The 13,279-nt window shown below is 70.9% G+C and carries 11 protein-coding genes; 4 read left to right on the top strand and 7 right to left on the bottom strand.

From position 1 onward, the window contains the following. Positions 1-4: 4 nt before the first annotated feature. Positions 5-613, bottom strand: coding sequence for a PDZ domain-containing protein (locus QF030_RS31520; protein WP_307165957.1), 609 nt, complete (start codon positions 611-613; stop codon positions 5-7). 107 nt (positions 614-720) lie between these two features. After that, positions 721-1,587: a LysR family transcriptional regulator gene (locus QF030_RS31515; RefSeq protein ID WP_307165956.1), complete on the bottom strand. Its 867-nt coding sequence runs from the start codon at positions 1,585-1,587 to the stop codon at positions 721-723. Positions 1,588-1,681: 94 nt separating this feature from the next. Between QF030_RS31515 and QF030_RS31510 the strand changes: the two genes are divergently transcribed. Next, the gene (locus tag QF030_RS31510; protein ID WP_307165955.1) at positions 1,682-2,413 is read left to right on the top strand and encodes a CTP synthase C-terminal region-related (seleno)protein; all 732 of its coding nucleotides are present in this window, start codon (positions 1,682-1,684) and stop codon (positions 2,411-2,413) included. On the opposite strand, the gene cyc2 is transcribed toward QF030_RS31510, so the two are convergent. From cyc2 to QF030_RS31490, 4 genes are all read right to left on the bottom strand, one after another. Further along, complete coding sequence (cyc2, locus tag QF030_RS31505) at positions 2,404-4,590, bottom strand: germacradienol/geosmin synthase Cyc2 (RefSeq protein WP_307165954.1); 2,187 nt, start codon at positions 4,588-4,590, stop codon at positions 2,404-2,406. The two genes, QF030_RS31510 and cyc2, sit on opposite strands and share 10 nt — an antisense overlap. 272 nt (positions 4,591-4,862) lie before the next feature. Further along, on the bottom strand, positions 4,863-6,146 hold the full coding sequence (locus QF030_RS31500) for a damage-control phosphatase ARMT1 family protein (protein WP_307165953.1): 1,284 nt from the start codon (positions 6,144-6,146) through the stop codon (positions 4,863-4,865). A 118-nt stretch (positions 6,147-6,264) separates the two neighbouring features. Beyond that, on the bottom strand, positions 6,265-6,915 hold the full coding sequence (locus tag QF030_RS31495; protein WP_307165952.1) for a ScbR family autoregulator-binding transcription factor: 651 nt from the start codon (positions 6,913-6,915) through the stop codon (positions 6,265-6,267). 566 nt (positions 6,916-7,481) lie between these two features. Beyond that, positions 7,482-9,290: a S8 family peptidase gene (locus tag QF030_RS31490; RefSeq protein WP_307165951.1), complete on the bottom strand. Its 1,809-nt coding sequence runs from the start codon at positions 9,288-9,290 to the stop codon at positions 7,482-7,484. A 392-nt stretch (positions 9,291-9,682) separates the two neighbouring features. Between QF030_RS31490 and QF030_RS31485 the strand changes: the two genes are divergently transcribed. After that, a complete protein-coding gene (locus tag QF030_RS31485; protein ID WP_307165950.1) occupies positions 9,683-10,636 on the top strand; it encodes a lytic polysaccharide monooxygenase in 954 nt (317 codons plus the stop codon). Positions 10,637-10,711: 75 nt separating this feature from the next. Here QF030_RS31485 and QF030_RS31480 read toward each other — a convergent pair whose 3' ends face one another. Next, positions 10,712-11,347, bottom strand: coding sequence for a Tat pathway signal sequence domain protein (locus QF030_RS31480; RefSeq protein ID WP_307165949.1), 636 nt, complete (start codon positions 11,345-11,347; stop codon positions 10,712-10,714). 725 nt (positions 11,348-12,072) lie between these two features. On the opposite strand from QF030_RS31480, the gene QF030_RS31475 reads away from it, so the two are divergent. Both QF030_RS31475 and QF030_RS31470 read left to right on the top strand, forming a co-directional pair. Beyond that, positions 12,073-12,738 carry a DUF6230 family protein gene (locus QF030_RS31475; protein ID WP_307167754.1) on the top strand — a complete coding sequence of 222 codons (666 nt, stop codon included), beginning with the start codon at positions 12,073-12,075 and terminating at the stop codon, positions 12,736-12,738. After that, positions 12,738-13,199 (top strand): DUF6114 domain-containing protein, encoded by a 462-nt coding sequence (locus QF030_RS31470; RefSeq protein ID WP_307165948.1) that lies wholly within the window; start codon positions 12,738-12,740, stop codon positions 13,197-13,199. The genes QF030_RS31475 and QF030_RS31470 overlap by 1 nt, the downstream gene beginning before the upstream one ends. The last annotated feature ends 80 nt before the right edge of the window (positions 13,200-13,279 follow it).

Here is a 13,279-nt window from a genome sequence, read left to right as displayed (position 1 = left end):
CCGTTCACGTGACGACGCCGGGGATCACCGTCAACCTGTCGTAGCCCCCGTGCCCGTGACGCACCCGCAGTTCGACCGCCTTTCCGGGGCGGGCCTCGTCGACCGCCCGGGCGAGGTCCGTCGCCGAGTCGATCCTGGTGCCGCCGAACCGCAGAAGGACGTCACCGCGGACCAGGCCCGCCGTGCAGCCGGGGCCGGGGATGTGGACGGCGACGATCTCGGCGCCCGTCTGCTCCGCGTCCACGGCCTCCAGGCCGAGGGTGGCGTCCGGCGGGCGCGCTGACGCGGGGGCCGACCCGGACGCGCCGTCCGAACCCGGCCGGCCCTCCCGGCCCGGGGTGGACGCGGCGCCCGGTGAACCTGCCGTGCCCGGCCCCGGCTGCCGCTGGAGCTCGGCCAGTCTGCTCATGCCGATCACGGTCGCACCGACGGTGCCGAGTCCGACGCCGGACAGGACCAGGACCGTGCCCGCGAACAGGCCGAACAGCAGGGTCGTCAGCCGTCGGCCGCGGCGCCGCGCGGCGTGCGGGCGCCGGCCCTGGCCACCCGGACCGGCACCGCCGCCGGGTTCGGATCCGGGCATGGGCTTGGGACGCAACGCTGTCTGTTCCATGGATCGCCTCCGGCTGGTGCTCTACCCGGCGCGTCGGCGCACCACGAGCCCCGAAAGAGTGAGACTGACCGGGCGTCGGCAGCGGTACCGGTCGACGGCACCGCAGGTCACGGGCGGGTGGACAGCGCCTCCACCAGCGTCCGCGCCGCACCCGACGGCGTACCCGCGTACACGAGTTCGATCCGGTGTACGACCCGGGGCCCGGTCAGCGGGACGGCGGCGGTGCCCGGCACGTCGGCCGCCACCGAGCGGGGCAGCAGGGTGAGACCGTGCCCTGCGGCCACCAGGGCGGTCAGGACGCGGACGTCGGCGCCGTCGTAGCGCAGGGCGGAGCGGAAGCCGTGGCCGCCGTTCGCGGCCCGCAGCTGGGGCAGCGGCAGACCTGCGTCGGGGGCGTCCAGCCAGCGGGCGTCGGCGAGGTCACCGAGGTGCAGGCCGCTGCGCCGGGCCAGGGGGTGGCCGGCGGGCAGCAGGACACGGACCGGTTCCTCGACGACGCCGTACGTGGTCAGCGGCGCGACGTCGGGCAGCCGGAGCGGGTCGCTGGGCGCGGCCAGACCGTCGACGAGTCCCACGTCGGCCGTGCCGTCGGCGACGGCGGCGCAGACGTCGTCGCGGCCGAGCACCCGCAGCGTCACACCGGCGGGCGGGAGCGCGGCGAGGGCGGCCGGCGCGAGAGCGGTCGGCGAGCCGGCCAGGGTCAGCCCGTGCGAGGGCGCCGAGGCGATCCGGACGACGTCCGCGCGCGCCGCGTCCAGGCGCAGCAGCAGTGGTCCCGCGTGCTCGAGCAGCCTCTCGCCGGCCGTGGTGGGCAGGACGGGCCGGCGGGTGAGCAGCGGCGCGCCCAGGTCCTGTTCGAGGGCCGCGACGTGCTGGGAGACGGCGGACTGGGTGTAGCCGAGTTCCCGGGCGGCGTCGGAGAAGGAGGCGAGGCGCGCGACGGTGACGTAGGTGCGCAGCAGATGCGGATCCATGCGCCCAGGGTCGCAGGCCGCATCAGTTCTGCTTATCGAGGGTGCAGGAATCATCGTTGGACGTGAAGTCGGAGGCACCTTCAGGATGAGCGGCATGACCGACACCACCGCTCAGATCGCCAAGCTCGCCCTCATCGGCGACCGCTCTTCGAACGTCGTCTCGCACACCCGTGTCCCGCTCCTGGTGGACGCTCTCGCCACCCGGGACCGGCTGGTCCTGGACGCCTACTGGATCCCCTCCGAGGAGGCGGAGGCCGAGGGCGCGGTACGGGGATTCGACGCGGTGTGGGTGGTGCCGGGCAGCCCCTATCGCAGCGAGGCGGGCGTCCTGTCCGCGATCCGCACGGCGCGCGAGGAGGGCATCCCGTTCCTCGGCACCTGCGGCGGCTTCCAGCACGCGCTCCTGGAGTACGCCCGCAACGTCTGCGGACTGTCGCGGGCGGCGCACGCCGAGAACGACCCCGAGGCGGACGACCTGCTCATCGAACCCCTGGCCTGCTCCCTCGTGGGCCACGAGGGTGTCGTGAGGATCGAGCCGGGGTCGCTCGCCCAGTCGGTGATCGGCTCGGAGCGCACGGTCGAGCGCTACTTCTGCGCGTACGGCCCCTCCCGACACCTCGACACCCTGCGCGCCCACGGCCTGCGCTTCTCCGGCCACGACGAGGACGGGCAGGTCCGGGTCGCCGAACTGCCCGGCCACCCCTTCTTCCTGGCCTCCCTCTTCCAGCCGGAGCTGTCCGGCGACGGCTCGCGCCCGCACCCGATCGTCCGGGCACTGGCGCGAGCCGCGGTCGGGCACGCCTCCCGCAAGGAGCGTCAGCGGTAGGAGGGCACGGAGACCGGCAGGTGCGGGAGGGACGCCGGCGCCGCGAAGTCCGGCAGGAAGCCGTGGGTGCGGCGGCCCAGGTACGCGGACTTGTAGCGGTCGACCTCACGGTGCCAGTGCAGGATGCCGGCCAGCCAGTTCTGCAGGTCGGCGACATAGTTCCCCATCGCCTCCCGCGCCCTGGGCGAGAGCCCGAAGTCGTCGTACAGCACCGGCAGTTCATGGGCGACGACATGCTCGAACTGCTGCATGCGCTGGGTCATCAGGTCATGGACGATGCCCAGCGCGGTCGGATAGTCGCAGCCGAAGAAGTTCTGCACGACGAGGATCGCGTTGTGCATCTCGCCCTCGTACTCGATCTCCTTCTGGTACGAGAAGACGTCGTTGACGAGACACGCGTAGTCCACGGCGGCGTTCTCCAGCGAGCGGACCACACCGCTGCGGTAGACCTCCGGCGGCACGGCGGGGCCCTGGCCCATGCGGCACAGGCTCAGCGTGAGGTCGGAGCCGAAGGTCGCGCGGCGCATCTCCAGGTAGTCGACCGGGTCGGGGACCCGGTTCTGGAGCTGGTTGGACAGCTCCCACACCCAGCTCTCGGTCATGACGTCGACCGCGTCGCGCAGGGTGCGCCGCTGGTCGGGGCTCATGCCCTCGGTCGTGCGCACCCACAGGTCGATCAGGCCGCGTTCCATGGCGTTGACGGGGACGACCGGCGCCTCCAGGTCGTCGACGGGCATGCACGCGGACAGCCGGGCCGTGGTCAGGCGCGCGGCGGCCAGGTCACGGCGCGCGCCGAAGACCAGCGGGTAGTAGTCGTCGCCGTAAGTGCCCCAGGCGAGCCAGCAGGCGCTGAGATCGAGCGCCTCCGCGGTGGCGTCCGGGTCCAGGCCGGCCGAGCACAGCGCCAGGTCGTAGGCGCCGAGTTTGTCCTCGTCCCAGACGCCCTCCTCCAGGATGCCCATCCGGTGCGCCCAGTCCTTCAGGCGCGGGCGGCACGCCTCCAGGTGCGGGCTCAGCTCCACCGGGAAGGGCATGTGGAAGTCGGGCAGCAGCGACGGGCCGACCTTCTGGTGCGGCACGTGCGCGTAGGCCCGCAGGCGTTCGGCCGCGGCGGAGGCGAGCAGCGCGCCGACGTCGGCGGCGGAGGTGCCGGGGCCGGTCAGCTTCTGCCAGGGCGCGTCGGAGGTGGCGCCCTTGTTCATGTAGCGGCTGGAGCGCATGTGCCATTCGTGGCCGCCGGACTGCCAGTCCTGCAGGCCCTTGGTGTAGGCGGCGACCGCGAGGACCTCGTCCGGCCCGAGGCCCTTCTCCAGGGCCACCGCGGGCACTTCGGTGAACGCGGTGTGCTCGAACTGGTGGAGACGGGAGGTGAGGATGTCGTTGACGGTGTCGGCGGCCTCCTGGGTGGTGCAGCCGAAGAACGTCTCCAGGACGAGCACGCCGTTGCTGTTCTCGCCCTCGTCCTCCACCTCGCGCTGGTAGGAGAACAGGTCGTTGCGCAGATGCACGGCGTCGGAGAAGGTCTCCATCAGCACCCTGAGCGGCCTCGACCCGGCGACGGCGGCCGGCACCTCGGCGGTCGCGTACTCCACGAGCCCCGCCGACCAGGGGGCGCCGCCCACCTTGCGCCGCATCTCGATGTACTCGACGGGGTTGGCGATCCGCCCCTCGTTGATGTTGGAGAGCTCCCACATCGACTCGTTGAGCAGGTGCTCGGTCGCCACGGCGAAACGGCGTCGCCAGTCCTGCGACATCTGCGGCACCGTGCGCGCCCACAGGTCCGCGAGGCCCGCCTCGACCGGATTGCGCGGCTCGGGCACGGGCGTCGACAGGTCCAGCGGCATGAACAGCGGCAGCCGGTCCAGGTGCGCCTTGCCGGCGGCCCGGTCCGGAGTGCGCTTGAACATGTCGAGGAAGTGGTCGTCGAAGAAGAACACCCACACGTACCAGTCGGTGATCAACGACAGCGCGGGACCGTCACAGTCCGGGTGGGTGTAGGCGCAGAGCAGGCCGTAGTCGTGCGCCTCCAGGTCGGCCTGGTCCCAGATCCCGGACCCCTCCAGCATGCCCATGTCGCGCGCCCACTGCGTCGAGTGGACCCGCGCCTCCTCGACATGCGGGTTCAGGCGCGCGGGATGCGGCATGTAGAAGTGCGGGAGTTCGAACGGTTGCGTCATGGCCGGGCCCTACCCGGGGGTCCGCACCGTCATCCGCGGGGCCGCACATGATCACACCATCGCGTGAATCGAGCGGAAAGCCCTGTACGGTACGGAACTTGAGGTACCGGTCCGCGCGGCCCCCGCACCACCTGCCCGGTCGTCGTCACGCAGCGCCGCGGACACGGGCGGGCCCGGCCGGCGCTCCGGCCGCGTTCGCCCGGCGGTTCGGCGCCCGCTCCCTCCTGACCCACCGTCCGCGCCGGCCTCGCCGTGCGGCCGTCCCCTGTCCGTCACGCCCGGACCTGGATCAGCGCGTGCGTCCCCGCGGTGCGCCAGCGCCGGCCCTCGGCGGCGACCAGGGCGGCCTCGGTAGCGGCGTCCAGGCCGGTGATCACATCGGACTTCAGGGTGCGCAGGGCCGCGACGGGGCCCGGGAAGTAGGCGGTGACGTCGGTGAACGGGGTGGTCGGACGCCACCGGCTGTCGCCCACCAGGCGCCGGTAGTTGAGGTCGCCCTTCACGATCGTCAGGGCGGCCGCCGCGAACTCGGCCCGCAGGTCGCCCGGCATCGCCGCGTAGGGCAGCGGGGCGGCGGAGAAGGGATGGGCGCGCACGGTGAGGGCGCCGTCGGTCATGGCCTTCCAGAGCCGCCGGCCGTATGCGCCGGCCGCTCCCCGCGCGGCCGTCAGCTTCCTGAGCGCGTCGACGACGTCGGCCGTGGTGGCGTCGGAGACGTAGTACGGGTACGGCTTGACGTGCAGCACGACACGGCCGCACCGCCCGTGCGCGAGGAGGTGGGCGGCGAGGAGGAGATCAGGGATCAGCTCCCGACCCGCGTTGTCGGCGACCAGACAGAGGACGCCGGTGCCTGAACCGGCGCCCCCCTGCCGGATACCGGCGGCGATCTCCGCGCCCGCGTCCGCGTCCGCATCGACCTCTGCATCCGTATCCGTATCCGCAACAACATCCGCATCCGCAGCCGGCAGCAGTGACCACAGGGTCTCGCTGTCGTCGGCGACCAACGCCGGTACCGCCGCCCGCTTCTGCGCCTCGACGTCGGACAGCCGGAAGCCGAGGTCGGCACGGTTGCCCCAGAGAGAACCGTGCAGCAGCGCGCGGTCACGCTCGTCGACCGGGCGGTCCGCCAGGGTGTCGAGTACGGCCAGTTCCTCGTCGGTCTCGGGTGCGTCGAGCTCGGCCAGCTTGAAGGGACGGAACGGGTCGATGCCCTGCCAGGCGCCGGCCCCGAAGTAGCCGACCGCCTCGAGAAGTTGACGGTAGAAGTAGCTCTCCGACCACAGCCAGGGCACGTCGAACCAGGATCGCCCGGCGTACGCGTCCATACCCCAGGTCCGCCACCGGTCCCGGTCCAGCGCACCGGCGGGAAGCGGTTCGATCACGCCCTCGGCGCAGTTGTCGAGCAGCGCGTCCAGCCTGCGGTGGATGTCGGGTCCGTAGGGGAACGCCTCCCGCACCTGCTGGATGATCGCCGGGTGCCGTTCGGCCAGGACGCTGTGGGGGAACGAGCCGGGCTCGCCGCCGAGGATCACGGGCGGCGCGGAGATGTCGGACATGCGGCTCACCGTATCCCGGGGCCCACCGCTCGGACCCACCGCTCGGGCCCACCGCTCGGGCCGACCGTCACCGGCACCGTGGTCGTCATCGTCACCACGGCCGAGCGCTCCGCACCCCTCAGACCGCCGCCATGATCTCCCGCTCCAGGCGCGCCGCGAGGCTGAGATAGCGCGGTCGGCGCGGTACCGGAACCAGGCCGCGAATGAGGACGTGCCACATCTCCGCCATCCGGCGGGGCAGCCGGCCGGCGGGTTCGCGGGAGCGGCCGACGACGCGGGTGCCGACGAAGAAGCAGACGAGGGAATGCGCCACGGCGTCGACGTCGATGTCCGGATGGATGTCGGACTCCTTGAGCGCGCCGCCGAGCCGTCGGGAGATGAGGTCCAGCAACTCCGCGAAGGGATGCGACAAGGGCGGGCGGACCGCCACTCCCCCCGTGGCGAGCCGCAGCCCGGCCCGGGTGATCGGCCCTTCGACCGACAGTCGCGTCAGCGCGAACGTCAGGCGCATCACGGCTTCGAGGGAGGCGTAGCCGCGGTCGTCGATCTCGCCGGCGATCCGGCGCGAGGCCGAGGACTGCAACTCCATGATGGCATGGGCCAGATCCTCCTTCGCCGCGAAGTGGAAGTAGAGGGCGCCCTTGGTGACATGGGCGTGCGCGACGATGTCACTGAGGCTTGTCGACTCGTAGCCGCGCCGGTCGAACAGGTCGGCGGCGGCCGTGATGATCGTCGTGCGGGTCTGTTCGGCGCGTAACTGCCTCGCCATCGACTGGTACTCTCCCGGGCCGGTAACGAACGGGTCATGCCGTTTTTTCTTACCCACCGTACACAATAGCTCACGGTACGACTGGACTGCCCATACGAGTGAACCCGGCCGACGCCCCCTGGGCTCACCCGACTTGTTCTCGACTGCTGGCCTGCTGCACGAAGCCTCCCACAGAGAACGTACCGGAGGCATAGTCGAGAGAGAATCGAAAGAGACGGGGGGCGCGGTTTCCGCTTGTGGGCAGCCGGAGAAGAGGATGCCGGGACACTCGAGCGACACGTGTCACCGCATACCGAGGCTCTCACAGCCCCTTGCAGAGCACATCCTTCCGGTGTCTTTACGGTGCGAGGGCGGCCGGTTTGTTTTTCATGGAAACGGCTGGAAACACATAGGTAACTCGTTGCCGTCGAGGTGCCGTTGCCGACGGCGCCGGAGTCCACGCCTCGACGGGATCCGGCTCAACCGGAACCCGGAAGCAGGCAGAAACAGAACGAGGGCGGGTCGGCCGGTGCCCCTCCACACCGGCCGGCCCGCCCGTTCGTCGCAAGCGGCGAGAAGCGGTTTCCTCAGAACGTCAGTTGCCAGCTGTTGAGCTTGCCGGTGTCCTGCGCCGCGGTGTCCTGGACACGCAGTTTCCAGGTGCCGTTGGCGATTTCGCCGGAAGCGTTCACGGAGTAGGTGGCCTTCACGTTGTCGGCGGAGTCCGAGGAGGCGGCCGCTTTCAGCCGGTAGGCGCTGCCGTCGGGCGCGACGAGGTCGATCACCAGGTCCCCGCGGTAGGTGTGGGTGATGTCGACGCCGACCTGGAGTGCGGTCGGGGCGTTGCCCGTGCGGCCGCTGACAGCGATCGAGGACTCGATCGCGGAACCGTTGTCCGGGATCGGGACCGCGGTGGTGTTGGAGAAGGTGGTGCCCCCCGTGGAACCGCCTGAGCCGCTCACCGCCTGCACCGTCCTGGCCGCGTCCGCGAGACCCGCGCCGCAGCCACCGGAGCAGGCGCCGGGCAGGGCACGGGCGTTGTTCTTGACGGCCGTCTCGATCTGGGCCGGTGTGAGCGCGGGGTTGGCCGACTTGACCAGCGCGACCAGTCCCGCGATGTGCGGGGTGGCCATGCTGGTGCCCTGGTAGTAGGCGTACGACTCGGTCGCCGGCGTCGTGGTACCGGAGTTCAGGGTGGACAGGATGCCGTTCGCGGTGCCGGTGCCGGTCTGGCCGCCGGGCGCCGAGATGTCCACCAGGGACCCGTAGTTGGAGTAGGACGCCTTGGCGCCCGTGCGGTTGGTCGCCGCGACCGAGATGACGTTGTTGCAGTTGCCCGGCGAGTGGTTCGCGACGTTGTCGCTCTCGTTGCCGGCGGCCACCACGACCGTTGTTCCGCGGTTCACGGCGGCGGTGATCGCGCTCTGGGTCGCCGAGGTGCAGGCCCCGTCGCCGCCCAGGCTCATGTTGATGACCTTGGCGACCTGGGAGTTGGCGGGAACACCGGAAACGGTGCCGCCGGAGGCCCAGGTGATCGCGTCGATGATGTCGGAGTCGTAGCCGCCGCACTTGCCGAGCACCCGGACCGGGGAGATCTTCGCGCCGTACGCGATGCCCGCGACACCCTTGTTGTTGTTCGTGACGGCGGCGATGGTGCCGGCCACGTGGGTGCCGTGCCAGGAGGAGTTGCTCGCCCCGACGCCGGAACCGCACTCGTTGGCGGCGTAGTGGTCGCCCGGGTCGGCCGGGTTGCTGTCGCGGCCGTCACCGTCCACGGAGACCGCGGTGTCGGCGATGAAGTCGTAGCCGCCGACGACGTTGGCGGCGAGGTCGGTGTGCGCGACGTAACCGGTGTCGATGACGGCGACGGTGACACCCGTGCCCGTCGAGGTGGCCCAGGCGCCCGGCACGTTCATACCGGCGGTGGTCTCGAAGAGGTCCCACTGTTTGGTGTACTCGGTGTCGTTCGGGTCTGCCTTCGGCTTGTTCAGCCGGTCCGGGACGACATAGGCGACCTGCGGGTCCGCCCGGTACTGGGCGACGACGTCGGCGACATCCGCCTTCGTGAGGTCGTCGCCCAGGTCGACCAGGGCGGCGCCGGTGCCGAGCCGGCGCTGGAAATCGACGTCCTCGCCGGCCTGCCGGCCCTTGGCCGCGGCGTCGGCCTCGGCGGCCGGATTCGAGCCGGCCTCGGCGGCACCGGCCTGGTATCCGACGATGAGGCGCTCGGCCGGGGTGCCGGGCGCGGCCTCGGTCTGGGCGGCGGGGACGGCAAGACCCTGGGAAACGGTTTCCTGGGCGGCGACGGCCGAAGCGGTCGACGCGGCGGTGAGCAGGGCCGCGGAGGCCGCGGCGACGGATATCAGCTTCCGTCTCAGGGCGGGTGAGGTGCGCAAGGGCGTGCCTTTCGTAACCGACTCCGGACAGGGCGGAGCGGCGGTCGATTCGCTTCGGCGGGGAAGCGGCGGGGGGTGCATCGAAGAGCAGCGCGAAAGGCCGGCCAGGCGCGGGGACCGGCCCCGTCGGGGTTACCTGTGGGTCGGCTGTGCAGGAACGATAGGCAAAGGATCAGCCATCCGGATACAGGGGAAACCCTCGATCCGACCAAAACCCAACCCTCGTCGACCCCGATCGGTCATCGAACGACCGTTTTGGTCGCGTCCTCGCGAGGGGCGAAAGCCATGGGAAGGCGCGCTGAACGCGCCGGGCCGGATTCCCGTACTGACGAACAGACCGTTCCCGTACTGATGAAGAGACCATTCCCGCGCCGGCCGAGGAGACGTCCCCGATGCCCCGCAGCACCGCACACCGCACCGCAGTTCTGACGGCCGCCGCCGTCAGTCCTCTCCTGCTGGGCCTGTGGGCCGCCGGACCGGCCCAGGCGCACGGCGCCCCCACCAATCCGGTCAGCCGGGTGTTCGCCTGCTCCCCCGACGGCGGAGCCGACGCGAGGACCGCCGCCTGCCGGGCGGCGGTCGACGCCAACGGCACGTCCTTCGCCGCGTGGGACAACCTGCGGGTGGCGAACGTGAACGGCCGCGACCGGCAGACCATTCCCGACGGGCGGTTGTGCAGCGGCGGACTGTCCGCGTACAAGGGGCTCGACCTCGCCCGCGCCGACTGGCCGTCGACCCGGCTCGCCCCCGGCGGGACGCTGCGCATGACGTACGCCTCGACGATCGCGCACACCGGCACGTTCAAGCTGTATCTGACGAAACCGGGATACGACCCGTCGAAGCCGCTCACCTGGTCCGACCTGCCGACGAAGCCGTTCGCCGAGGTCAGGGACCCGGCGCTGAAGGACGGCGCCTACCACCTCACGGCGAAGCTGCCCGCCGACCGGACGGGACGTCAGATGCTCTACACGATCTGGCAGAACAGCAGCACGCCGGACACCTACTACTCGTGCTCGGACGTGGTGTTCCCGGAAGCGGTTTCTCCGAGCAGGCCGGACAGTGACCCGACGAGCGAGGGGCCCGTTCCGGCCACGCCCACGACGTCTGCGGCCACGACCTCCTCGCTCGAGACGCCGGGCACGCCGTCCGCCATTTCGTCGCTGTCGACCGCGTCCGGCGGCGCCGCCTCAGCCCGGGCCGCGGCGGCCGACCCCGGGAGCACCCCGGTGGCGTCCGCCACCGATTCCGGCTCCGGGCCGTCCGCGCCGATGCTGGCGGGCGGCGCCGCGGCGGTGTTGGTGCTCACCGGCGGCGCCGCCCTCGTCGCGCGTCTGCGTCGGCGCTGAACCCCGTTGGCGAGGGTTCGGTCCAGCAAACTCCGATCAGTCACACAGACGGTTCTCTGTGGTGGATGACGGCTTTCAGTTGACGGTGACGGCCGCGCCCGCGTCGGTCACCGGGGCGTACTTGGCGGTGAAGAAGCCGTTGGCGAAGCACAGCGACGAGCCGGACGACTTGGTGAACTGCTGGCCGGTGAAGGTGATGCTGTTGTCGGCGTTGCTCGCCGTGCCGGTCAGGCTGGGCGCCCGGTAGACGCAGTTGATGCTGCCCAGCAGGGTGCGCAGCACGACCGTGGTCTGGATGGTGGAGCCGCTCGGCGGGGTCACGGTGACGACGCCGTCCGACGACACGCTCGTCGTGTAGGACAGGTTGTTGACCGTGATGCTGGTGACGCCGAGCACGCCGACGACGTTGGCGGTGCAGTTGTTGAAGGTGTGCGCGGTGAGCGACTCGGTGGCGGTGCCGGGCGCGGTGGGGTTGTCGGTGACGGTGGCGGTGAACGCGGACGCGGCACAGGAGACGCCGCTGGTGCCGGTCGCGCTGGAGTACAGCGTGGCGGCCGTGCCGCTGGCGAGGGAGGCGTTGAGGACGTCACCGACGGCGACGTCGCCGTTGGCGGTCGTCAGCACCGCGCCGGCCGCGGAGGCCGGGGTGACGGCGGTGAGCGAGAGGGCGACGACGGTACCTGCGAGGGCGAGGAGGGAGCGAGTGCGCATGCGGGTGCCTCTTTCTCAAGTGGGGGTTCAATCAACGGGTTGATCTGTGGGGGGTTGATCCGTGGGGGGGGTCGGCCTGTGGCGGGTTCGGTCGGTGGGGATGAACCGGTGCGTCGCTGGTCGCGACAGGAGGGACGCTGATCGGCGTCCGCCGTCACCGGCCCGTGACGCCTTCTCCGTACGTGACGGACCGGCAACAGCGGCCGGCCGGTGACCGGCCTGAGGCACTGGCGAGTGACTCCGGCCGGGCCGGGCGGGGAGGGGCGACCGGTCACGGCCCGCGGGCGAAGCGGCCGTACCGGTGCCGTGCAGGGATCGAGCTCGGGACCGAATGGCCCGTACTGGCTGAAAAGCGTCCGGGAGCGCGGCCATGTCGTCGCGCTGCGGATCCGGCGCCACGGATCCCGGCTGAGCCAGGGAGAGTTGTAGACCTGATGGTCTGTCAACGTCAAGGCTCTGCAACAAAGTTGATGGTCCAACAGATATATGCGTCAGCCCGTCGAGGGTGCGACCGATCGGCGGCACATAATGAACACTCTTTTTCCACATCTCCCTTGACCGGCTGGTGTAACCATCGGTAACTTCCTCGACGGCTACTGCTGCGTAACCAGAAAGCCCTTGCGGTTTCCGGGAGTCGCGAGGAGGCGTGCGCGGCAGCCGCTGTCCGCGCCAGGACAACGTGCCACTGAAGCCCAACCCGCATGACCAAGCGCATGGGAGCAGACATGGCCTCGTCCCCGGACGTCACTTCGTCCGCCGACCACACCCCCGAGAACCCCGAAAGCGGTTCCGCAACGAGACGCGGCCGGGTGCGGCTGCGCCGGGCCGCCGTCATGGCGGTGCCCGCCACCTTCGTCGCCGCGGGGCTCGCGGTCCTGACCGCGCAGGGTGCCCTGGGCGTGCAGTTCGCGATCTCCGGCATGCCGTTCGTGGTCACCGCCGACAAGCTCGAAGGTGAGGGCTTCGCACAGTTCGGCGGCCTGGACAACATGATCGAGAACAGCCCCAACCAGGGCGACACCGGCGGCCAGGTCCTGGTCGTCACCTCGGTCGTGAAGAACGGCAAGATCACCAACATGTGCCAGAGCGTCGACCTCGGCGGCATCCAGCTCATCCTCAAGGCCGGCGGTGGGTCCACCCCGGTGAGCGTGAAGAACCTGGCCATCGACTCCGACGAGATCTCGGGCGACGCCGAGTTCAACAACATCGAGATCGGCCGCGACTCCAGCACCTTCGACAAGGTCCCGATCCAGGGCCCCGCGGGTGTCTACGGCCAGCAGGCGGACACGGTCGTCATCAAGAACCTGTACCAGCACAACTACGCGGCGACCGCGGCCGTCTTCAAGCTTCCCGGACTGAAGATGAGCTTCTCCAGCGAGGGCTGCAAGTAATGACCTTCACCCAGTGGCGGGACCGCTTCCGCGGGTGGAGGGGCCGACGGCCCTTCGCGGGCGGTGTGCTGCTCGTCCTGGGCGGCGCCGAGATCCTGGTGACCATGAAGGCACCGCTTCCGGTGATCCTTCATGTGGGTATGCAGGGCCTGGCGGGTTACCTCCTGCCGACTCTGATGGTGCTCTGCGGACTTCTGATCATCTTCAACCCGACCCAGCGGCTGTTCTACTCGATCATCGCCATCCTGCTCTCCCTGGGCACCTGGCTCACGTCCAACATCGGCGGCTTCGTCGTCGGCCTCCTGATGGGCGCCGTGGGCAGCAGCCTGGCCTTCGGCTGGCTGCCCGACCAGGAACCGCGTCAGAGCCGTCGGCAGCGCCGCAAGGAGAAGCGGCCGGAACGGACGGCCGACCGGGTCCGGCAGGACGGTCCGCTGCCGGGAGCGGGGAAGCCCGCCTGACCCGCGGACCTGCGCGCCTCTGACGCGCGAATGCGACGCGCGGAAACCGGTTCGCGGCCGTACGTCACTTCACCGGCGGG

The sequence above is a fragment of the Streptomyces rishiriensis genome, assembly GCF_030815485.1.
Lineage (GTDB): Bacteria > Actinomycetota > Actinomycetes > Streptomycetales > Streptomycetaceae > Streptomyces > Streptomyces rishiriensis_A.
The sequence above is the reverse complement of the archived record's forward strand: the minus strand, read 5'-3'. Positions and strand labels throughout refer to the sequence as shown.

What these genes read in the sequence shown, in the direction of transcription:
- QF030_RS31485 (WP_307165950.1), top strand. Translation starts at nt 9,683, where the DNA reads ATGCCCCGCAGCACCGCACACCGCACCGCAGTTCTGACGGCCGCCGCC.
- QF030_RS31470 (WP_307165948.1), top strand. Translation starts at nt 12,738, where the DNA reads ATGACCTTCACCCAGTGGCGGGACCGCTTCCGCGGGTGGAGGGGCCGA.
- QF030_RS31500 (WP_307165953.1), bottom strand. Translation starts at nt 6,146, where the DNA reads ATGTCCGACATCTCCGCGCCGCCCGTGATCCTCGGCGGCGAGCCCGGC.
- QF030_RS31515 (WP_307165956.1), bottom strand. Translation starts at nt 1,587, where the DNA reads ATGGATCCGCATCTGCTGCGCACCTACGTCACCGTCGCGCGCCTCGCC.
- QF030_RS31495 (WP_307165952.1), bottom strand. Translation starts at nt 6,915, where the DNA reads ATGGCGAGGCAGTTACGCGCCGAACAGACCCGCACGACGATCATCACG.
- QF030_RS31520 (WP_307165957.1), bottom strand. Translation starts at nt 613, where the DNA reads ATGGAACAGACAGCGTTGCGTCCCAAGCCCATGCCCGGATCCGAACCC.
- QF030_RS31475 (WP_307167754.1), top strand. Translation starts at nt 12,073, where the DNA reads ATGGCCTCGTCCCCGGACGTCACTTCGTCCGCCGACCACACCCCCGAG.
- QF030_RS31510 (WP_307165955.1), top strand. Translation starts at nt 1,682, where the DNA reads ATGACCGACACCACCGCTCAGATCGCCAAGCTCGCCCTCATCGGCGAC.
- QF030_RS31480 (WP_307165949.1), bottom strand. Translation starts at nt 11,347, where the DNA reads ATGCGCACTCGCTCCCTCCTCGCCCTCGCAGGTACCGTCGTCGCCCTC.
- cyc2 (WP_307165954.1), bottom strand. Translation starts at nt 4,590, where the DNA reads ATGACGCAACCGTTCGAACTCCCGCACTTCTACATGCCGCATCCCGCG.